This is a genomic window from Desulfomonilaceae bacterium (assembly GCA_041662605.1).
Taxonomy (GTDB): domain Bacteria; phylum Desulfobacterota; class Desulfomonilia; order Desulfomonilales; family Desulfomonilaceae; genus CAJBEZ01.
In genome coordinates, this window is record JBAZSD010000041.1 from 1 (window position 1) to 22,195 (window position 22,195).

Annotated in this window: 16 protein-coding genes; 7 read left to right on the forward strand and 9 right to left on the reverse strand. The window is 44.6% G+C overall.

All coding sequences use genetic code 11. The annotated features are described in order from the left end of the window. Nucleotides 1–355: 355 nt before the first annotated feature. Nucleotides 356–2,701, forward strand: coding sequence for a Wzz/FepE/Etk N-terminal domain-containing protein (locus WC647_19060; GenBank protein ID MFA6224406.1), 2,346 nt, complete (start codon nt 356–358; stop codon nt 2,699–2,701). Nucleotides 2,702–2,843: 142 nt separating this feature from the next. Here WC647_19060 and WC647_19065 read toward each other — a convergent pair whose 3' ends face one another. Then, a complete protein-coding gene (locus tag WC647_19065; GenBank protein MFA6224407.1) occupies nt 2,844–3,122 on the reverse strand; it encodes a hypothetical protein in 279 nt (92 codons plus the stop codon). A gap of 84 nt (nt 3,123–3,206) precedes the next feature. Beyond that, complete coding sequence (locus WC647_19070; protein MFA6224408.1) at nt 3,207–3,383, reverse strand: hypothetical protein; 177 nt, start codon at nt 3,381–3,383, stop codon at nt 3,207–3,209. Between the two features lie 479 nt (nt 3,384–3,862). Between WC647_19070 and WC647_19075 the strand changes: the two genes are divergently transcribed. Together WC647_19075 and WC647_19080 are read left to right on the forward strand one after the other, a co-directional pair. Next, the gene (locus WC647_19075) at nt 3,863–5,554 is read left to right on the forward strand and encodes a glycosyltransferase family 39 protein (GenBank protein MFA6224409.1); all 1,692 of its coding nucleotides are present in this window, start codon (nt 3,863–3,865) and stop codon (nt 5,552–5,554) included. A gap of 90 nt (nt 5,555–5,644) precedes the next feature. Continuing rightward, nucleotides 5,645–7,300, forward strand: coding sequence for a hypothetical protein (locus tag WC647_19080; protein MFA6224410.1), 1,656 nt, complete (start codon nt 5,645–5,647; stop codon nt 7,298–7,300). 56 nt (nt 7,301–7,356) lie between these two features. On the opposite strand, the gene WC647_19085 is transcribed toward WC647_19080, so the two are convergent. Continuing rightward, the gene (locus WC647_19085) at nt 7,357–9,744 is read right to left on the reverse strand and encodes an O-antigen ligase family protein (GenBank protein MFA6224411.1); all 2,388 of its coding nucleotides are present in this window, start codon (nt 9,742–9,744) and stop codon (nt 7,357–7,359) included. Between the two features lie 350 nt (nt 9,745–10,094). On the opposite strand from WC647_19085, the gene WC647_19090 reads away from it, so the two are divergent. Both WC647_19090 and WC647_19095 read left to right on the forward strand, forming a co-directional pair. Beyond that, complete coding sequence (locus tag WC647_19090) at nt 10,095–11,234, forward strand: tetratricopeptide repeat protein (GenBank protein MFA6224412.1); 1,140 nt, start codon at nt 10,095–10,097, stop codon at nt 11,232–11,234. A gap of 424 nt (nt 11,235–11,658) precedes the next feature. Beyond that, nucleotides 11,659–13,044 carry a hypothetical protein gene (locus WC647_19095; GenBank protein ID MFA6224413.1) on the forward strand — a complete coding sequence of 462 codons (1,386 nt, stop codon included), beginning with the start codon at nt 11,659–11,661 and terminating at the stop codon, nt 13,042–13,044. 74 nt (nt 13,045–13,118) lie between these two features. Here the strand turns inward: WC647_19095 and lgt are convergent, their stop codons facing one another. From lgt to WC647_19110, 3 genes are all read right to left on the reverse strand, one after another. Continuing rightward, the gene (gene lgt / locus WC647_19100; protein MFA6224414.1) at nt 13,119–13,994 is read right to left on the reverse strand and encodes a prolipoprotein diacylglyceryl transferase; all 876 of its coding nucleotides are present in this window, start codon (nt 13,992–13,994) and stop codon (nt 13,119–13,121) included. Continuing rightward, complete coding sequence (locus WC647_19105; protein MFA6224415.1) at nt 13,966–15,078, reverse strand: lipocalin-like domain-containing protein; 1,113 nt, start codon at nt 15,076–15,078, stop codon at nt 13,966–13,968. The genes lgt and WC647_19105 overlap by 29 nt, the downstream gene beginning before the upstream one ends. Nucleotides 15,079–15,330: 252 nt before the next feature. Then, nucleotides 15,331–16,410, reverse strand: a complete 1,080-nt coding sequence (locus WC647_19110) for a polysaccharide biosynthesis/export family protein (GenBank protein MFA6224416.1) — start codon at nt 16,408–16,410, stop codon at nt 15,331–15,333. A 426-nt stretch (nt 16,411–16,836) separates the two neighbouring features. Between WC647_19110 and WC647_19115 the strand changes: the two genes are divergently transcribed. Then, on the forward strand, nt 16,837–17,895 hold the full coding sequence (locus WC647_19115) for an SGNH/GDSL hydrolase family protein (protein MFA6224417.1): 1,059 nt from the start codon (nt 16,837–16,839) through the stop codon (nt 17,893–17,895). A gap of 94 nt (nt 17,896–17,989) precedes the next feature. On the opposite strand, the gene WC647_19120 is transcribed toward WC647_19115, so the two are convergent. Beyond that, on the reverse strand, nt 17,990–18,427 hold the full coding sequence (locus WC647_19120; protein ID MFA6224418.1) for a hypothetical protein: 438 nt from the start codon (nt 18,425–18,427) through the stop codon (nt 17,990–17,992). 602 nt (nt 18,428–19,029) lie between these two features. Here WC647_19120 and WC647_19125 point away from each other — a divergent pair. Then, nucleotides 19,030–19,398: a hypothetical protein gene (locus WC647_19125; protein MFA6224419.1), complete on the forward strand. Its 369-nt coding sequence runs from the start codon at nt 19,030–19,032 to the stop codon at nt 19,396–19,398. A 749-nt stretch (nt 19,399–20,147) separates the two neighbouring features. On the opposite strand, the gene WC647_19130 is transcribed toward WC647_19125, so the two are convergent. Both WC647_19130 and WC647_19135 read right to left on the reverse strand, forming a co-directional pair. Next, a complete protein-coding gene (locus tag WC647_19130) occupies nt 20,148–21,011 on the reverse strand; it encodes a hypothetical protein (GenBank protein ID MFA6224420.1) in 864 nt (287 codons plus the stop codon). A 132-nt stretch (nt 21,012–21,143) separates the two neighbouring features. Continuing rightward, a complete protein-coding gene (locus WC647_19135) occupies nt 21,144–22,064 on the reverse strand; it encodes an ankyrin repeat domain-containing protein (protein ID MFA6224421.1) in 921 nt (306 codons plus the stop codon). Between the last annotated feature and the right edge of the window lie 131 nt (nt 22,065–22,195).

The window sequence follows — 22,195 nt, forward strand, 5'->3', positions numbered from 1 at the left end:
TAGCTTTGAACGCTGTCCCGTGATTCTTTCTACTTCCTTTAGCCATTTTTACTGCTCCTTCTGTTTTGATTAATTTAGAGCAGCTCTTGCACCTAAGCCAATGTCCTTTTTTCCTGGACCATTACTCTTCAATAATATTAGGATTGGCGTCATAGCCAAAGACTCGGGAGCCCATGATCATTTCATGGGTTCAATTATTTTAGGCCCTTCGCTGAGTATGAAAGATTGTGCGATTGTAAACGCCCTTGATTAATAATTATTAATGTTATAGTCTAAAAAAGTGATATAATTAGCTCGGTATTATAAGGGTAACACTATTGTTTGACAAAACCCGCAATGACGGGGAACAACTCTGATGTCTATAGACAAGCCAGTTCCGCAAAATAAACCTGGAATCGGCTCGACGCCATGGGATCCGTCGGCTTTTCCTCATGGGCATCCCCCCTTCCCTTATCAATATTCACAGGGGCCCGGGGTTTCCGGTTACGGACAAGCGGATGATCCTGATGGCTCGACAAAAAACTTTAAAGACTATCTAGACGTAATTATACGGCGACGTATGGCCGTTTTGCTGTTTCTTGTAGTAGCGGTTATTGTTACTATCCTCTATTTGTTTTACGCTACCCCTCTTTACACCTCTGTCGCTCGCCTTGAAATCATCGACAAAAAAGATAAATCAGAAAAGAGGCTTACTGGTGAGGACGTAGATCCTCGTGCCAATACCAGCACTCAGATCGAAATCCTGAAATCCAAGACGTTGGGCGAAGCCGTCGTGGACCGCATGAAACTTGCTGAAAGCAAAGGAGATGAAGCGGCCAATTTTTCTTTGATTGGTATTCCACGTCATTTGTTTGCAACGATTTCGGCATGGATAAAAGGCGCTTCTCATGATGAGAATAGCGATGATAAGGGCGCTCAGAGACGCTCAGCCTTGGGAGGCTCATTGGCCAAGAATTTGCAAGCTAAACCCGTTAGAGCGAGTAACCTTCTGGAAGTGTCCATCACCGCTACATCACCACAATTGGCCCATGATCTTCTCACAAATTACCTTGACACATATTTGACAAACAATTTGGAAAAAAGAAGAGGTGAAACCTTACAGGTAAGTCAGTGGTTGAGAGACGAAGCGAATACTACTGAAACAAAATTAAGGACGGCAGAGTCTAAACTCCTCGATTTTGCGGTGGATCACAGCGTACTCCTGTCTGCTGACGGAGCATTGGGCCAAGTCATGTCCCTATTAAACAAGAGATTTGAGGGGCAATGGCGTTCTGAAGAAACCAAACTAAAGGCTCAAGCGCTGAAAGATTTAAAATTTCCTGGGGCTGGTCCTGCTCCCAGTCAAGCTGACCAGACTTACGTGAATAAACTTAGAGAAGAACACTCGAAGCTGGAAGCTGACTATACACAGATGCGTGGGGTTTATTCCCCTACTTATCCTAAAATGGTCCTGATGAAGCGAAAAATGAAATTCCTTGAGGATAAAATTGCTCAAGTGGAACGAAATGTCGTTTCTGGATCGATAGAATCTGCAGAAAAAGAAGAAAATCTTTACAAGGTACAGGTGGATGAAGCCAAACGGGAGGTAACCAGAGTAAAGGCGCTCGAAGCGGAATTCTCAATCCTCAAAAAAGAGGTTGAGTCAAATTCCGAGTTTCTCAAGTTGATTATGAAGGAAATTCAGGAGACGGATATAAAAGGAAGAACCATTAGTAACAATATGGTCATTGTAGATCAACCGACTACGCCCAGATCCCCTTCCTGGCCGAAGAAGGATCTCGTTCTGTTGATCGGATTGGCGGTCGGCCTCATAGGCGGAGTGGGATGCGCTTTTGTTTGGGAGAGCATGGATGACACAATTCAGAACCCTGACGATTTGAGTAAGTTCCTTCATATACGACGTTTGGGCGTTATTCCGGATGTTTCAAAAACGGGAAGTTATGGGGATAACGAACTGTCGCAAGGCGTTGTTGAATTTTTAGCATATTCCCGCCCCAAGACTCCTCTGGCAGATTCGTTAAGAAATCTACAAATGTCAATACTGTTTTCAAACCCCGGGTTTCAAATGAAAAGCTTTTGCTTTTCCAGCGCATTGCCTTCTGAAGGTAAGACTTTGTTGGCAGTGTCCTTCGCTTCTATTCTCTGCAGTGGGAATAGCCCAAGAGTCGTGGTCGTTGACATGGATTTGCGTAAACCTCGAATCCATTCAGTTTTCGGTGTTCCGGGAACGACTCCTGGTATTTCGAATGTTCTAAGTGCGAACGGCAATGCCATGCCGCTATCCGAGGTCATTCATGCGCATAATGCGGTCGCGGGGCTGTATTTTGTCACCTCTGGCCCGGTGCCGTCCGATTCAGTAAGTCTGCTGCACTCTTTTAACCTGAAAAAGGTTATAGATGAACTATATTCGACATTTGATTACGTCGTGTTTGATTGTCCACCTGTTTTGGGGTTTCCTGATACCCCTATCCTGGCTCGATTTTTGGATGGCGTGGTCTTGGTCGCTCGGCAGGGTTACGTAGGTAAGAATGAAGTAGCCGAAGCAATTGATCAGGTTACCGCAATTGATGGAGTAAATCTTTTGGGCCTGGTGTTTAATCGAACTTATGCTCCGGCTCTATATGGTTATGGGTACAAATACGGCTATCGTTATCGAGGGCACTATTACCACCAGAGCTACAAGTATTACCACGATTCATAGGTTTGTTTTACTTAGTTGGCCAGGCTGGAAAGCTTTTGTCTGGGCCTATGTCTTGTTAGCGAGCTTCCCTACCTCTTCATGGCCGTGATTTTGAGTCAGCCTTTCGAGAGAGCGCTCGATCTGGCATTCTGGTCGATCGACATTAGGCGTTTATTGTAATCAGCCCGACTATCTTCTTTTGATTTTTCATATAGAACTGATGGTCGATCTGACGTTCAGACTTATAATCGTGTAACTTTTTAATCGTTTCGTAATCGTAGGTCAATACGTCGTCTGCAAGGCTTAAGGTCGAGCCCCCCGCTGCGAAAATCATGACAAGTGGAAGCAGCACAGCCACTGCGTTGTAATGGGTCGGTTTGACAAAGCTATGGGGAATTTTAGAAAACCACAGCCCTTGCCTCAAGCCGAGAGGCAACAACAATTTATCTTGCCCCCGACCACAGGCTCATTAACTCAACGAACCGCCTGTCCACCCTAATGAATAAAGATGGCGCAGAAGCCTAGCTCAGGTTCCAGTCGAGCCGCCACCACCGCCGCCACCACCACCGCCACAGGCTAGAAGCAAAAATGTCAGTACCGGCAAAAGGAACAACAGATAGGCAACATATTTGCGGCTAGACACTTCAAAACCGTCCAAATTTTCAGATTGAGCGCTAACCACTTTAGATAATAATTCTTTCATCTGCCCAGATACCTCCTTACGTTTACTTGACTCGTGGCAATTATTATGACCATTGTTGGTGGCATAATGAGTTTGTAAACTAATTCCCTATTTAACAGTATAGATTGATTATTATTTTTTTCAACCATTTTCTTTCTATTTTCTTGCGAATAAGAAGGGAAGTAGATGTTGACTAGACTCATAAGAATGGACCACAAATAAGTATTTATCACAAATAGAATTAAATGCAAAACCGCTAAATTGCTGAATGGCCGCGGTAAATGCCCTATGATTCCAACTCGGAATTAGACGAGAAATCTCAAGATGAATTCTCTTCTCATTAAAGCCGGCGTTTGCACGCTTTTGCTCAACTCGAATTCCATTATTATTGGGTGAACTATCATCAGGGAAAGCCTTCAGACTCTGCCCGTTTCCTAATGATGCGCGTTTCTGAGGTGAATTAGGACCACAAAAACACTTTTGCAAGAGGCTTATTTTTCATGAATTCACGATGGGAATGTGTAGCAGCATTGCTGCTGATATGGACGGTTGCCGTTTACATAGTCGATCCCGTTGGAGAGTTCATGGTCAACGACGACTTCGCTTATACATCCGCTTTGGAAAAGCTCAGCAACGAAAAAACTTTGGGACCTACCTGGCTTGGCCCAAAAGGCTTGGGAGGGGGTCCAGCCCTCATTTCGCATTTGCTATGGGGTAATCTTTTTTCAAAAGTTTTTGGATATACTTTTACCATTCTGAGAATCTCTGTACTCGTTATGGCCGTCATGGGCTCTCTTGCTTTTTTTTCTCTCCTGAAAGCTACAAATGCTGCAAACTGGCCATCCTTATGGGGAACATTGACCTTAGTGTTCAATCCTTTGTATTTTTCCCAGTCTTTTACTTACATGACAGACGTAACGTTTGTGTCCCTGATTATTTTCTCGTTTCTTTTTATTCACAGGGGTATCGAAAAGAATCAGGTTCTAACTATCGGTGTTGGGTTGCTATTTGGGCTCTTGGCCACACTGACCAGGCAATTTGGAATTTTGATAGCGTTCGCGTTTATAATTGCATGTGTCATTCACCCGGGAGGTCGCCAGTTTGGTTATCGCAAGGCTTTTGTCATGGCCTTGACAATCATTGGCGCACCTTGGATTGGCTTTGAGTATTTTCTCTATTACGTGGGAAGCACACCTTTGACAGAGCATAAACTCTTTCACGATATGTTTAATTATCCGTGGGCAATGGGATTTCCAGATTATCTGTTTTTTCTTATGGTACAAGCGTCCCAAAATATTTTAGGATACACTGCCTTTTTAGTTTCACCTGTTATAGGACTTCTCTACAAACAGTATTTCCGCCACTCAGGTCTCAAATATTTTTTCATATTCACCACCTTGTTATTTATTGCCTTGGAGGTGGGGATGCTTTCAGGTGTGTTTACCCTTCCGATATTGTTGACTGGGAATGTAATCTTCAATCTTGGCCTAGGCCCGATTTTGCTCAAAGACATTTATATTCTCGGTATCAACCGAATGACGACTCTGCCAGTGGAAGTTTATTATATTTTCGTCTGGTGGTCGGTCTTGTCTTTAGGCCTAATTTTGCCTCTTGTATGGAAACGTATCCGTGAAATTTCAAAGATGATTATTAGATCAGTTGACAACTGCAGTTTCCTAAGTTGTTTGACACTCATATTCATCCTGATGTACGCAGGGACAATATCTCTCGCAAGTATTCGTGACAGATACATGATTCCTTTATGCGCGATGCTAATTGTATTCCTGTTTTCCTGTTCAAGTAGGTTGAGAAATTTCAAGTTTTCAGTCAGGAGTTCGGCCCCGGCCGCTGGCGCATTAATTCTCATAGCCTTCTTCTCGGTGTCCGCAACTCACGATTTCATGGCCCTCAAACGATCACAGGCACAGGCTCTCAATTATCTAACGCAAGATCTAAAAGTATCGCCGAACCATATAGACGGTGGCTTTGAATTTAATGGCTACCATTGTTTCTCTAAGGATTTTCACCCTAAGGAGGGGAAAAGCTGGTGGTGGGTAGACAGAGAGGATTATGTGATTACCTTGGGTAACATTAGCGGTTATGAGACCGTGAGACGATTTCCCTTCCGAAGAATAATTGGTCCAGACGGCTCAATCCATATCCTGAAACCACTTGTATATGGAGAGCAATGACAAACGCACATGCATCTCGCTCAGAATCCGCCTCAGATTATGCCTAAACGGAGAATTTTACAAAACCCCGGCTTACCAGGATAATAATTCATGAGGTTCCCATTAGTTAGTATCGACAATTGGCGAAAAACTGTTCTTCTTTGGCTTCTCGTTATCACTTGCGCCGCTACAGTTTTTTGCGTAGGAAATTTCGACATATTTTCGAATCCCTACCTCATAAATGCTGATACACGGCAACAAATTTTCTGGATGGAACGTTGGCGTGATCCTCAGTTGTTTCAGAATGATTTCTTGGCCTTATATGCAGAGAGCTATGTTCCGGTTGGCTTGAAGGCGATTTACCGTATCGGTTGTATCTGGTTTGATCCCTTGCTCTTGTCCAAGATCCTGACGGCGATACTCTTCATAGTCACGGCTGGATTATGGTTTGCTTGGGGACGCGTGTTCGGTGATGACTTCACCGCTTTTCTGGTCGTAATCGTTTATTTTTTGTTCAGTGGATTTCAGGGTCAGATGGCAGGGGGATTATCGCGCGGTTTTGTGTTCCCTTTGTTAATAGCGTATCTTTTGTTTGTTTCGCAGGATAAAATCTTTCATGCAGGCTTGATCGTTTTAATTCAATCTCTTGTCAATCCGTATGTTTTTCTTTTATGTCTACTCACCCATGCTCTGCTCATGGTGACCATGTTCGGCCCCAGGCTGTTTCCAAAAACATTTCAATCGATACTGAAAACCATCAAGAGCCTTTTAATTCTTAACATTCCAGTAATCCTGGGTGTGCTTATCATGTCTGCGAACGTTATCTGGTATCAATCGAGCACTGGGCATCTAATAAGTTGGGTGGAGATGGTTGGTAAAAGCGAGTATGCGGAGTTCGGACGCTATGAATTGTATCCTGCTCCGGAATTTTTTCACGAATTGATACTGCCTTGGATATTTAACCTGTCATTTCCATACTGGGAACCCGTCACAGGCTGGATCATGGCGTGTATTACCGTAACTGTGTATATATGGGCTCTGCTAAATTACAAGCCGGTTGTGAAATGGCAAGGGTTGAAAGGGCTGTTATTCATTATCCCGGTTTCCTTAATACTCTATGCAATTGCGAGATTATTTCTGGTCAAGCTGTTTGTTCCAGGAAGATATATTTTCTTTACGCTGAACATCATCAATTGTATCAGCTTTGCAGTAGCGCTGCGGATTCTATTTGACAAGATAAGAATCAGCCGAGTTAAGGCGCTCGGACTTATTCTGACGTTGTTGGCCTTTGCTTGTATTAAGGGACGCCATGTCGACTTTTACGATTTCTCGGAACATCATAATCTTTACAAATTCCTGCAGACAACTCAGAAAAACGCTCTGACTGCGGGCCACCCGTATATTATGAGCAACGTCGTCACTTTCGCGAAACGTCCGGCTTTTGTGACTTATGCATTATCACATACATGGATTCAACCCCACTGGAGCGAAATTAAAAAAAGGACTTTTGATTTTTTTCAGGCATACTACTCCTCGAACCCTGAAGAGATTAGGATTTTCTGTAAATCTAACCATATCAAATACCTGGTCGTGCGATTAGAGGATTTTGACCCCGAAAGGTTGAAGACTTCGTCCCCATATTTTGAGCCTTTCAATGGATTCATTTGGTATTTAACCAATTCTGCAAACTATTTTGCGGCTCTTGACAAAACAATTTTCCCACCGATTTTTGATGAAAACGGTGTTAGAGTATTACAAATCGAATAGAGCTACGGTCTTGCAACCACGAGGCAACCCCTCTCTCTTATTTTGGCCGCCCAACACTAATTTGAATCCAGGAACGTGATAGATGGTTTCCCCTCTTGTGCCGGTATCTCAACGACTGTAGTCTTGTGGGCGGACACCTTCACTTGCTCTATTACACGTTGTCCACCTGCTGAACCTGGAATTGACGGTAGCGTAATATTGTAGAATCCGGGTTGCAAAATCAGTTGTTCTGAAAGTTTCACTTCGGTCGGAAATGATATATTGTCTGTTTTCTTGATAGTTACAAACTGCTCCACATGTTTTCTTAAAAAGTTTGAATAACGTTCCACTGTTTCGGAAATGGCCTGGGGATCAGTTATTTCAAGCAATGTCCCGCCTGTTTTTGAGACCGCTGATCGTAGATGGCCACCAATCGTTCCTTTTGGCCCAAAGGCGATTACATCGAGACGAGCCGCATCCCATCCAAATTTTTTGATGCTAAGTTTGCTCATGAAATCGGTCAGTTGGCATTGTGTCGATCCTTCAGTCAGCAACAAGACCCTAGGGAACTGGGGATCATCCTTTCTGAAATCAGTCTCGAGGCTGGAGGCCGCGGCAATGCATAAATTATTCTCTCTTGCTGAAGTTAGGTGTTCGAAATCTATGCCAGACAACAAGAATGGAGCGACAGTCCATCCAGACATCACTTTGGTGACGCGCAGATACAGATCTTTACCTTTCCGATAAAGTGGTCCTTCGTCGTAGAAGGAGCGAAGCATCAGCCTAGAATTTGCCGGCATCGACTCAGTTATCTGGTCAACTACGCTGATAGCCGCTGCGAGTTTGTTGGGCTTCCAAGGAGAGGCCTCGGCAGACATAGATTTAGAATTATCTAAAATCGCGCATATTCCCCAATCAACTTTAACTCCTTGATAATCTGCGATGTTTACCATAAGAGTTCCTAGCTGTGGAGTTTCGGACGGGGAATAGCTCTTGGGAGGTTGATGTGCGTTGCGATCCGCAAGCTTAGTTTTGGATGAACTCGCAGGATCTTGGCCCACGGATCCTTTCGTGACAAAATCGGTTATTATTGGAAGTGATTTCAACTCATTAATCATGTTTCTTATTGACAACTTATGCTGAGTAAAAAATGGGTGCGTCCCAACAATGATGCCCATGGCGATCATCGCGGCAGCCGGGGCTAATCGTTTTAGTATTCGTTTCCTCTCAACACTTGAACTGAAAAACTCACGATCAAATTTCGGCGCCATGCCTAGCAGGATATGGAAAAACCACGCGGAAGGGGCCAACATCAATATATCAGTCGTAGTGCAATAGAGAATGCCTGCTGAAAGAGGAACCACAAGAGAAATCGGTGATACCTGTGATTCTCCCGAGGGACCCCTGATGCATTCAGCCCCTAATCGAAACAAAATGATAGTCAGGCAAAGAATGTAAAGGACAAAAAAGGGAACGCCCAATCCCACGAGCATAGTCAAGAACATGTTTTCTTGAGTTTCCAGATACTGAATTTCCTGGGTAAATGCGTCTTTTGAATATTGAGGTTGCCTTACCGTATAGTCATTTAAGAAGTTTTCACGAGGAGCCCTTAAACCGATTCCAAACCACGGTCGCTGCGCCGCAACGTGCAGCGCAAAAGGGTAACTTTCCAGGCGGTAATATTGACGCTCCTGACTCCAATGGTATTTATCCGGAATATTGGATACATAATTCGACGCAATAGCTGCAGCTACAAACAAAAAGCCTAGCAACGCTACTCTAGAACGTGTCCGCATAGTCAATGCCAAGGTGGCGACAAAAGCCATAGCGATAGGCATAAGCGCCGCCATCTCGATACCAGAAGAAGAAGCTCCCAGATGACTAACGATATAAACAAGTATGAGCAACAATGCCCCTGCAATACAGGGAACAACTTTTGCAAAAGTGATAAGCGCCACGGGGCCAAAAGCCAAGAGATACATTCGACTCAACATGGCATGGTGGTTTTCCCCAAAGAAAAACGTTATGTTTCCACTTAGGGAATATCCCAACAGGCACACCACTAAAAAAACTGCAATGGCGGCTGAGCACACCCATGCAAACGCCTTTTGTCTAGACACCGTGTTGAGTAGGATTCGAGAGCACCAGAATCCACCAACACAGCAAGCGACCAGAACGAACGATCTCGCCATGGAACTTACCGGTGTGACGCTTAAGTAGGCGCTTATAAAGGCGAGAACTGAAAGAATAAAAGAAATCAAAATCTCAAACCACGTGGCTCTGAATTTGCCTCTCTCCGCTACCAAAGTGGCTGAAGTGAAGGCAATCAGGCAAAGGACGCCTGAAAAGACTTTGGCGTTCTCTCCCGGCATTACTTGCCAGTACGGCCTTAAGAATACGAGATGAACACTCACCAGAGCAAAATAGAACCATGCAAGTCTAAAAAGTATTGAACTCTTAATCATGCCGTTAACTCCGCAAATGTCACTCCAAAAACTGAAATGTTCGTTGAGAAAATTTAATGAACTTCTATTGTTATCTCAAACGGATGATATGACAAGATGAATCTCCTTCAATACTCCTTATTCTCGTAAATTGAAAAAGATATGGATAGCAGACAGACTAAATCACGCGTAGCTAGCTAACCGCAAATATTATATTAGTCTCTAAACTGGCGCGCTGTTTGTCATTCCTCGACTTCGGTTTACAACATGTCTTCATTATCATATAATCCTCACTTAGAAGCCATCTAACTCCATTGGATCGGCGCTTATTCTCAACGACTTTATTGATTTTCTGGTGGAGCAAAATTCAAATGTCCGTGACAAAATTCGTGAAGCCTTTTTTGTTTTGTTCCGCCATTTGTCTATTGTTTATACTAACGACGCAGCCAGCATGTTCTGGCTTGCGTGAAGATGTCGACAAAGTCAGACAGCAACGTTCCAAAATTTATTCCCAAGGATTCTTTCAGGAAGGCAAATCGGAATTGGAACGGGGCAGTTATATGCGTGCAATAAGGTTACTAACTGACGCTATTGGCAAAGGCGCTCCAACTGAGGCGTTCAAATATCGAGGACAAGCCTATGAGGCAATGGGAACCCTGGATAAAGCGATTGCGGATTACAGTTCCTATCTCTCCCAGAACCGAGAGGACTATGGAGTTTACATTAGAAGAGGTGATATCTACCTCACGTTGATGGCGTATGACAGTGCATTTTCTGATTTTTCAACTTCCCTGGAATTGAACCCGAGCTCGCAAGATTCGCTGGTTGGTCGCGCTATATCTTTGATGGGCCTGCAAAAGTATTCTTTTGCGACGAGAGATCTCAAAGAGGCAGTCAGAATAAACCCGAATGATGTGGATGCTATCATGGCTATGGTGATTGCCTCCATGCTCGATAACAACTTTCAGGACGCCAAGACTTTTGTAGAACGCGCGGCAAGCCTCGAACAGGACCCTAGCAGGTTGAGTCGGATTAAAACCTTATCAGCCCAGATTGATTCGAAACTTCTCGTTGGTAATTCTAAGGAAAAAGTTACTCAAGAATCGTCCAGACCTAAAGAGTTGAGCGTGGGGCCACCCGAACCCTATGCCATTCCATCTGAGCCTCAGTTCCTGACGCCAGAACGATCGGAAGTCTCGAAAAGAACTGTCGGATCAGGTACGTCCGTTCACATGGACAACGTCACTGGGAAATATGAGACTTCATACATGGGCCATTCTATAATTACGCAGATCAATCAGACAGGCAAGAAGATCAGCGGAACCGTAAAAATTCGTGATCCTTTAAACGTCGAACGCAATTATCATTTCTCGGGGTCCGTAAATAACGGTGAGGTTAATGCCACTTACGAGGATGGAAACTTCAAGGGCAGAGTTGACATGAGCGGTCTCGTTGGAACACTAAAAACTAATGATGGTGTCAGTATACCGATAACAATCTCGCCTCATTGACTGTTCCAGACAATTGGATTTAAGAGCGGCGCATGGCTGGATAGAGGCGCCAAATATTTCGAAGACTATAGGGGATGACATTCAGACTGTCCACTCGAAAGATTCGAAGCGTTTTCATTTTGAGTTGTCATTTCGCAAACAAACTGCATACATTCCTGGTAGGTCTTTGGAGCTCTCTTCACCGTAATTTACATGTTCGCAGTGTTTTTTATTTTTGTCCGGCTGACCAGATCTACTGTTATACCGATCCTAATTCCGAAACCGCACCCATGGCTGTCTTCTTGGCGTAGCCACCGCAATGAAGCATAATATGGTTATAGACATTTTGGTAATTTAAACCATTACCGGCTTCCTTCATGCTTGTCTCTTGGATATATTCCGGTAACGTTCTTGGAGTTGTTTTCCAGCAGGAGGGTTAGAATTTATGATTTCTAGACCGAGCATTCTGGAACCTCAAGCGGAGGCGCTGGTCCTGACGACTGACAAGACAAGCAAAAATATCATCTTGGCAGCGTTTGAGGTTCAGGGGCTTGTCGATATTAGCGCCCTGAAATCGGTTGTGTCAGAAATAGGACACTTCTTCCCGGAAATTGGGGCTACCCTTAAAGAATTCAAGAACAACGGCAGATATTATCTCGGGTGGGATTTTCAAAGAATGCTCGACATCCCCCTTTTTGTTACAGATGTAAATGGAAAAGACATGGTCATTCCGGGATTTGACACCTTAATCAAATATCTTGAGCCTAGATTGAATCGGGAAAGAGACATCTTCAGGGAGCCCGCGTGTGAATTCCATGATCTCAGACTTGGCGCAAATCGCCACATTCTCGCCTGCATATTATGGCATCCGTCCGGTGACGCAGTCAGAATGGCTGAAATTGTTAAAACATCTGTGGCTAGATATCATGAGTTGGTATGTGGGGGAAAAGCTTCATTTTCAGATATTCCAGCTTCGGTTTCTACGGGGGATAAACGCTCTATTCAGACGGGCAACACTCGTTTAACAGACTACTGGAGGACAGCCTGTCAGGCAATAATACCATATCGAAAGTGTTCACTTCCTTATGGAGTCGGCGTTACGGGCGACGAGAACGAGCATCACGTCAAGCGAGTTTTCAGCGTTAGAGAGTCAACTGACATCGTCTTGAGGGCTAAGAAAACAAGGGTCCCATTTGTTGATTATCTTCTAGCTGCCATGGCTTTATCTATAGAACGGTGGAACGATACGCACAAAGTCGACACGTCCGTAATTTCAGCGGCTCTGACCGTGAATATGCAGGGCCGGCTTGAAAACTACCAAAGTCCTAATAATGACAGCGTGATTTACTTCCGTTTCAGCCGTGAGCAAAGAAAAGATCCTGTCTCTTTCGCTCGACAGGTTTTTCGTTTCCGATTGAGGAAATTCAGGGAAGGAGCAGATCTCAAATACATTAAGGGACTGTCGAAATTGAACCATCTCTTCAAACTGTTACCGTTTCATTTCAGACAAAACGCATACGTGAAAATTCTCAGCAAGCACCAAACATCATTTGCCCTGGGATTCATCGGAGTACTTTGGCCGGAATCTCAGGGTCGTAAGATCACTGGGGACTCTTACCTCAAATCAGTAGGCGGTCTTGACTTCATTGAAGCGCATGGCATGGCTTACAGAATCTTTTCCGGCACCCCTTTGTATCTGACAGCCTATTTTTTTCAGAAGAGACTCAACCTGATATTGTCCGCGCAACCCTGGAAATTTCAAAAAAATGAAGCACAGGATTTTCTGGATTTACTCTCAGACACAAATATGCGCTTCGGCGACAAAATGTGATTGAAAGGTCTTGCCTGTGCAGTCAGCGTAGAGAGACTTCGGGTAGCATGGCTTACTTACTGTTCGACGACACCTTATCCCGGTCTCACCCAGTAGTTCATACGGGGGATAGCGTAACCTAACACTCCAACCCCTACTACAACCAGGGAAAGGACTTGCCCTTCCGTCAACCCAAAGCTCATCAACCAGGGTAACTGTACCGGTTTAGCGGTAAACTCTATTAAAAACCGGAAAATTCCGTATCCAACCAGAAAAAAGCTACTTAGATCCCCAGGCCTCAGTGACTTTACTCGAATTCTCCAAAGAACGGCGAACAATATCAGTCCTTCGAAAATCGCTTCGTAGAGTTGACAAGGATGGCGAGGAAGATGTCCTTCGCCTGAACATATTATGCCCCATGGCAGAGTCGTGACTCGACCAAATCCTTCGCAATTGATGAGATTGCCAATCTTAACAGCAACTATGCCAAGGGGAATACCGAGATAAACCACGTCAGCCAATTCCCTTAATGGAGTCCTGTGCTTACCGATAAAAATCAATCCACCGACGGCCATTCCAATTAGCCAACCGTGAGCGCTCATTCCACCATGCCAGAAAGCTAATATCTCCCATGGCTTTTGCAGAAAAAAGTAGGGAGCATAAAAAACCGCGTATCCCAGCCTGGCCCCAATAACTCCACCTAAAAGTCCATGAAAAAGTAACTCCGGCAGGCCAATCACAGGAATTGGTCCATTTCTTCGCATTATCTCGTTACGCGTCACCATATACCACAGGATGGCGCCCGCGCAGTACATAAGGCCATACCAATTACTAACAAAAGGCCCTAGCCTAAATAGGACTGGATCGAAAAAAGGACAGGTCAGATTGTGGATAAGCATCTGTTTGGGTTGACCGGGACCACCCAGGTTGTGGAAAACGGTCTCAAAATTTACCGCCTGCCGACTCCGCATAGCCCACCAACTCAACATGTCCGTGACCCGCTATTGCTCGGTCGTTCATTTTTCCTGAGACGCCTACTGGTCCTTCCCAATAATTAATCGTCGTGGAAGTGGCCGATACAAGTTCATGTTCTTTGACAAGGGCCAGAATTTCCAGCTCCAGATCGAGTGGTTCAACACTCACGATCCAGTGGGTTGGATAATGGGCCCCGGTCGAAGGGCTAGTCCATTTATCAACAACTTCAACCAGCAGCTCGGTCGCCACGAAACATCGGCATGCGCCGTCGGGAAAAACTAGCGTTCCTGAAGATGTGTTTGCCATGCTTCCGTCCGTGTTTCGAATAAGAGAGATCATGATTTCATGGTTGTTGTCCAGAATAAGACCAAACCAGTCCCAGCCTCTGATTGACTTCGGCAACATCGAGGTGCCGAATTCCCGGTCCATGAAACTTGTTCCCGACACGTCGTACGTATTTCCTCGCCACTTCAGCCTTCCGCTAGTTGTTAACAAGGAAATCGAATAGTGATAGGAAGCTTCTCCGAGTTCCAGCCCCTTCATGCTCAAACCTCTGGCCCCGTTTAAAATTGGAGGTTTAATCGGCGTCAAATTGACATCCACCCCAAAATCATTTTTTTGCGCGACAAGATGTATTTTCCCTTCTGACGCTTCCAGCTTCCAATCCTTTACCCACACTCGCAGGCTATCCTGCGACGCTCCCGCCATATCAAGCAGCGAAATTCCTCCCCTTTCGAAGAAAACAAATTGGCGTTCTTTAATATTTGTAATGGAAAGATGCCCTACGTAGCCCTCGACTCCGATCGCTCCCCCTTCCCTATTTTCCAGCATTTTGGCAAAAAGGCGTTTGAAAAAGTAAACGTTCCGAATCGGTTTGAAACCGATAGCCAAACCTACAAGAAATAAATCAACCCATCTCTTGAATACTCTCCTGAAGATAGTAAAGTGATAGGCCCAGTCCTCTTTGGTTTCCGAGCCGAGTCGTCCTGAAAGGTACCACCACTCCATTCCAAACTTACTGTGACGTCCATGATCTTTGGGAAATGAAAAAGGTATTATATTATCGGCGCGTTCTAGCATTTCAGCTTTTCCTAACCTAGATTACATTCCATGTTGAAATAATTGGGATTTCTAGAGGTTATTGTCCTTGCCAGAAATTTGTCTAGCCTTTACAGCCTAGGCTCCTTTCTAAATATACGTTGCGTACAGTCACATCCCAGGCCCCTCATATTATCTCTCCACACAATGTCTCTCAAATTATTCTATAAAAATGGGTTCCGCTTGTCACCGGCCAAACGCCACCGATGCCTGTCTAAAAAATCACCGGCTAATCTAGCTTCCTGACAACACGTTTTTGAAGGCGACAAATCCGGCGAGGGTGTTAAGGTACTGGCTCACAAAAAGTTGGACATCTCCTATGTAAGTCCTTGGAACGTAAAGCACATCGTACGGCTTAATAAGAATTTCCGACCCCATATCACCAACATCAAGCACCCTTTTGAGGTCGAGCCTTCGACCAATGGGCTTGCCATAGATATCCTTGGAGACAAGAATTACACTGGTCAGATCAGCTTGATCATTATTGACACCACCGGCCAAGGCGATAGCCTGCAGGGCTGTAATCGGCTGAGTTATGTCATAGGCTCCGGGGCTGCCCACTTGACCCAAAGCATAAAACTTTCGCGAATTTGCAGTTCCTAATCCCATTGACACTACAGCAAACCTGAGAGGACCATCCCTGTAAAGACGAGTGACAGTGTTTTCCACTTCACTGACAGTATGGCCCACGCAAAGAACCTTTTCCTTCAGCAATGGGAGATCAATTGTACCGTCCGGGTTGACGGTAAGGGCCGTTTTACTACCGCCTGCAATATTCTGCAGTGAGGCCATCAACTTTGATATTTTCTCGTAGAATGCTTCCACAGAGACGGTGACCAACTGGTAATTCCGTAGGTCCCCCTTGGCTTCATCCTTACTAAATATACCTGTACTGACGAATTTCTCCTGAATCGCGTTAGCAAGTTCCACGGGGCTCAAGCCTACGGCCCTGATGTCACCGATGGCCTGGAGTGTTATCATTCCATCGGGTCTAATGATGACATCTTCGTTAAGTTGAGGATCAAGGATAAATCTGACCTTTAATCTGTCCAGCGTGTCCAGCTTATAGCTACCTATGGGTATATTCCACTGGGCCGAAAACAGCATAGAAAGAGAATCGTTTATACCTATTTTGTAATTCCGGCACACGATGTCAAATGATTGCGCCAGGTCATCGATTTGGGGCGCTTTCTGAGGACCAGGCGAGGGACGGAATGGAGAAGGTATCAGGCCAATACATCCCGTCAGAAAACAGCTTGTCAAGACAACTACTAGCAGTTTAAGCTTAAAGCATAAACTTATTTTACAGATCATGAGGTTATCCTTATGACCTAATCCATATTATTAATTATAATATATAACATACTGGTTATTCAAGTCAAATAAAAGCATATTAGTGCATTTATCCCCATTAGGCCAAAAACTAAACTTTCCTGTGTCCCAGCTATATTGAGATGGAGTTGTTATTCTTACCGACCTGAGGTAAATCAGTCAATGAGTTTTCGAAGCGAACGCCGTATTTTGATGGAATACTTTATTGAAGCGCTACCAATTGCTTGTTTCCTGGTCGGGCCAAGTAACTCACGTGGCGCCACTTCCGATTGCAGGGTCGCCCATGCCTGACTTCCTCTTCCCTCGGCTGTGTGTTTCTCAGATTTCAAATATAGCGTGACGGGAAAAAATGGAAGATTAGGAAATTGAGAAGTTCTTGTTGTTTCTTGGGTCGCAGGAGAACTAAAAATGGCGCGGGTATTTTGGAAAGGTGTTAAAATTGCGATACTGGTAGTTGTAGGGATCGAAATCATCAGTTTCGCATTCATGAGTCTTCAAAACTATGTCCTCTATGGTGGCATCTATAGTCATGTGCCTGTCCGCTATGATCCAGACACCCTCTTCTTGATGACGGACAGCATCCCACCTTCAGATTATAATAGAGAGTCAACTGACCCAAACCTCAACAGAATTGTCTGGATGTTCGGTGGCTCGACTGTTCGGTGCAATGCCCAGAGGAACAAAAACACCACTCTTCCTTCATTTGTCGCAAGATTTCTAAATGAAAAGGCAAAGCCAAATCATTTCACAGTGGTTAACTTCGGGGAAAACGGTTTCAATTCGCTACTGGAATCGAAATACCTAGAAAAGGCCCTGACCTTTGAGAAACGAACTCCTGATGTTATCGTTTTCTACGATGGAGCGAATGACTGTCTTCAGTATGTTGAACACAGACAACCGGATGGACATATAGGCTATCGAAGATTGAAAGCCTTCATAGAGAGCTACCGTATGGGGTGGTTAGGTCTGTTAAAGCCGATTAACGCCGCACTATACGCATCTTACACCAATGAGTTCATTGACAGGATACGCATGCTTGCAGAGCCAGTCAGGAGCGATTCGCCAACTCTTGAAAGAATGGTGACCTCATCGGCAGCGCGTTATGACCATATCTTCAAGCTAGCGCATTGCTATGATGCAGAATTTTTGCTTATTTGGCAGCCAATTCTCTGGGCAGAAAATTGCTCTGTCACCACAGATGTCCACCAGGCTGAAAGAACTATGTTTCTCGATGTAACAAAATTCCCTGTTGTCAAGGAGAGCCTGAACGCTACTTACAACGAATTGGAAGCTACACTCAAAAACAAACCCTATTTTGTAAGCCTTAGGGACTCTCTGTGTGGACGAACTACCGGGTTATTTGAACCTGATGGGATACATCTTACTACCCGAGGAGATGAATTGATGGCCGGAATTATCGGCGAGCTACTAATAAAAACCTTTCCCGAGAAGTTATTGCCTCACTAATTTTCCCGGCTGGCCCAAAACTTTTCCCTGAAGTCAGGTGTTTCGAAACTGTAAGAAAGAGAGGCCGCTTCAAAAAGGAATTTCGCCATCGGCGTCAAAATCCCTCAGCCTGAATATAAATTTTCTTGGCGTTTGGGTCATGAGGGACATTTAGCCCGTGTCTGGACGGCACATCTGACGGTGGGTTGTTGGGAACAACTTTAGGAATGGGGCCTCGATCCAGACCAAGCTGATTGGCAACCCCATCAAACATCCACCTCATCAAGCCAAACGCGTGTGATGTTGCGGGACTGGCCATCAAGATCAGTGTCAATACAACAAGAGCTAATATCCTGATTCTCATCTCTCTCGATCTCCAAAAAAAACACTGCTGTAAATCATCCATGCAAGAGCCAAAACGATTTACCGGCGCTGGGCCTTTGTCTGCGGAGTTCCCACCGCCGGCGGCATACACGGAGGTGGCGGTCCATAGGACACGTAACTCGGCGCTATTCGCACTGGATATTGGGGAGCAACGCATGGAAAGTACCATACCCCCGACTCTTTGAAACCCATTAGGGTGTAATCAATTTCTGGACTCTGTTTTTGTGAGCCGTATTCCCCTGCATAGCCCAATCCAAAACCTATTAGGACACAACAAAGAACAATGCTAATTCTTAAGATTCGTTTCATGGGTAAACCCGAAAGACTCATTCGATTTTGTTCTTTTTTATCAAAATATTCTTCACTAGTCAATTAATAACCCGTTTTAGCGCTCTACCTGGACACTGGAAAAGCAATACCCGTTTTTATGGCAACCCACAATAGTCTTCAGAAATCACACTGAATAGAGTATAAGTTGTGTAAGCATTATGAAGCGCCAAGTTCGGTTTTGTCGCTAAAAAAACATTCTTTCCAGATTTCAACTAAAATTGTAACGTATGGCGCATTCTCAAAGGGAAAAACTGCGGCATAGTGAAGAAAATCTGCACATTTTTTTTTATTGTTATCCTGATTAGTGCCTGTGTTCCTACGGCAAAAAACGTCAAGGATCAGGGGAGTGAGAAAACTAAGAATGAATCTCAGTTAGCTCAATTGGACAAAAAGAATGAACAAAATTCAAAATGGAATCCTTCAGTAAAGAATGAAGCGTCGTTGACAGAAAAAAAAGGTCTTCATGACAGAGTTCCAAGTGAAAAGCCAAAAAAACAGGACCACTCAGGTCAGAAAAACGACAAAAACCTGACTGACGAGCAGAAAGTGAAGAATGCAGCGGTAGAATTAATCAAGGGGATGGAATCCCCCAAGAAATATTTGATCTGTCATGACGAAATTCAGGACGAGTGGTCCCTGACTGTTTTCGATGACATAGGTCATGTTTTAGACGTAAAGCAATTCTTTTGGAACGCGGAAAGCGATAAAATGGAACCGTTCCTGGTCCTGACCAGAATTCCAAAAGGTCGTCTCAAATACGAGTTGTCCAGAAGGAGTACAGGAAAAAATTGTTCGTCCTATGATCCCTAGGGATCTGATTGTAAACTCCAATCATCCGCTCAGTGTACCATTCTATTGTTTTTGGATTACATTTGACACGGGTCAATAGCTTCTGTTAGAATTTGTAATTAAGATGATTTAAATTGTGCGCTTGCGCCACGCCATAAGGCTTATCCATTATATGAATTCTTATTTTTTCCCTATGGATAGTCGACTTTTCCTCGTAATTCCTGTATTGACCTGCTTTTTGACTCTGCTTGGCGACTGTCACGCATTGGAACCCAGCGGATCCTGTATACAAATTCAAACTAAAGAAAAAGTTCGGGCATGCTCCATCGGGGTGGTACGTGTTCCAACTATGTCTTGCCCATTTGTCAGAGGGGCAACTTCAGCCGCTCCGGTAATCGTGCAGCCAATTGCATATGTCAATACTGTCAGACCACATGGGGATGCGCCTTTAAACACTATCGTCTGTGGCGCAGCCCCTGTAGTATCTCCATCCAGGAAGATTTGTAGCTCAAAAGTGTCTAATCACATAGCCCCATACGTGCAAGCAGATGGCTGCCCAAAAGCCCCAATGGTTGTTCAGGAACCTTACAGGCTAAATCAAAGATTCTGCCAATGAATATCTGGTGTCATTAGATTCCCGGAATTGGGAAACTCTTAGAACACCACATCTTCTCGCATGTTATTAGGATGATTTCATCGGGGAAAAGATTTTGATCTGGCGCCGACCGAGGTGAAGGGATTGGACGGCGGAGAACATTTAGAATCTGTGGTTAGCGATAATAATATACAAGTGATCCAAAAACGCCCCCCCAAGACACGTTGACTCGGTCACTATGGTTGTTTTCATAATTTGAGAAATCAATTGAAGTCCATCTGTATCCAGCTTGGACTGCAATTGACCCCAACACCGTTTCAGCCGATTTCACCCCTCCCGAGACTTCATAATCGGTCAGGGATGTGCCCCCAATAGGCCAATGAGCCCAGGCTTCAGCGATTGGTGACATCCCATATATATTCCATACCGGGTTATAAACAGCGTGAGCGCCAATTGTAGCGCTATATTGTGGTCCTTTGAATCCTCCGGGCTGATCATCAAGTGAATCAGACAGGAACATTTTAAGTTTTGGGCCATAGAAGCTATAATCTATGTTGAAACCAACTCGGGATTTATTGCCAAGGAAAATATCCACATCTGCGCCCTGTCGCCACCCCTCATATTCAAATTTAATAGAGTCTGACGCAGCTTTGGAGCTGACAAATTCCCCTGAGAATCCCCGAAATTCATAGTAAGTTCTCGAAGAGAAACGACTCAACTGAAGCCTTACCATGCAATCCAGAAAAACACTAGGACGCTTGTAATTATCGACAAAATCCAAGAAATTATACGTTTTCCCTGACTCTCTTGCGTTCGTAAAGTAGCCGCCCTGAATTGGGGCATTTATGACAGTAAGCTTCGCTTCCCCCCGGAGCAAAGGGAAAGACAGTAACGGAGAAAAAGGATTTTCTATTGGCCAGAAATCCTCGGCTTTGACCACCGTTCCCAACTCAGAGAAAATCAATAAGGCGAGCGCAGCAAATAAGAATAATCTCCGCGATTTCTTCTTCCGCCCGCATTTTGAATCACTGATTAGCATCACAAGGTTTCCGGGAATTCCACAGGCTTTTTCAAACAGTGTCGAGCATAAACTTTTCCACCGCCTTTTTCAAGAAAAAGGTTGATTCCATAGTAATCCGGTGGTGTTCAGGAATCCACATACTAATTCAATCTATTTACGTCCCGCATTGCCGCTTTTGCGCGCCTCCATCACAACCCGATACGATTCATGAAGTTCCGCAAAACGCTGGTTAGCGAATTTGACGAAATCCTCAGGCAGATCTTTCCCTGAAATTGAATCCGGATGATACTTCTTGGCCATTTCATGGAACCGTTTCTTGATTTGTTCATCAGAGTCGCTCAATTTGCACTCAAGAATTTCGTATGCTCTTTTGTGTTGGTCGTCGAGCTTGCCATGGCCGAGATTTTGGCTGCGGCGGCCAGAAACGGCCCCGTGGCCTTTGAGCAGTTCCTCACAATCCGTAAGGCCAAATTCCCTTGCTCGGTCCAAAGGGCTTAGCCCTTCATTGTCGATGACATTTACGTTAGCTCCCGCCTTGATCAGCATCTCCAGCAACCCTAACGCGTTTTGATTCACCGGGCCTAGTGCTAACGATAGAGCCGTCCTGCCTTCCCGATCTCTAAAATGAACATCAGCCCCCTTTTCAACGAGGTATTTCGCTATTTCAAAAAAGCCCGCTTCCGCCGCTTTCATTAGGGCTGTCTTTCCACTGATTTTGCTTCGAATATCCAGGTTTGCGCTGTGATCTACCAACATCTTGGTAATTTGAATGTTTCCTAGCTCAGCAGCCTGGATAAGCGCCGTTTTTCCGCCTGCGCCACCGACGATATTTTTGTCTGCTCCACAAGCTAAAAGGCACGCTGCGACTTGTGGTTGGTTCTTTTGAACTGCAAGCATTAGACCGGTACGTCCACCCTTGTGAAGCCTCATATTGACGTCAACGCCTTCCTGGATCAATAGCTTGACTCGCTCCAAATCGCCTGAACGACAGGCGTTCATAAAATGATCCGGATTTTTGCGGCGTTGCTTGCGTTCTTGCCACCACTTATAGGAGGAAAATAATCGTCTCACTAATGGGAGCCTCTAAAAATCACTTTTTCAGTCTTAGGATTCCCTAAAATTCCACAATTCAGCATGATGTGATTAGAATTTTCATCATCACAAGTTTATAAATCATCTTTTTCGGGCTAATTTTAACCGTT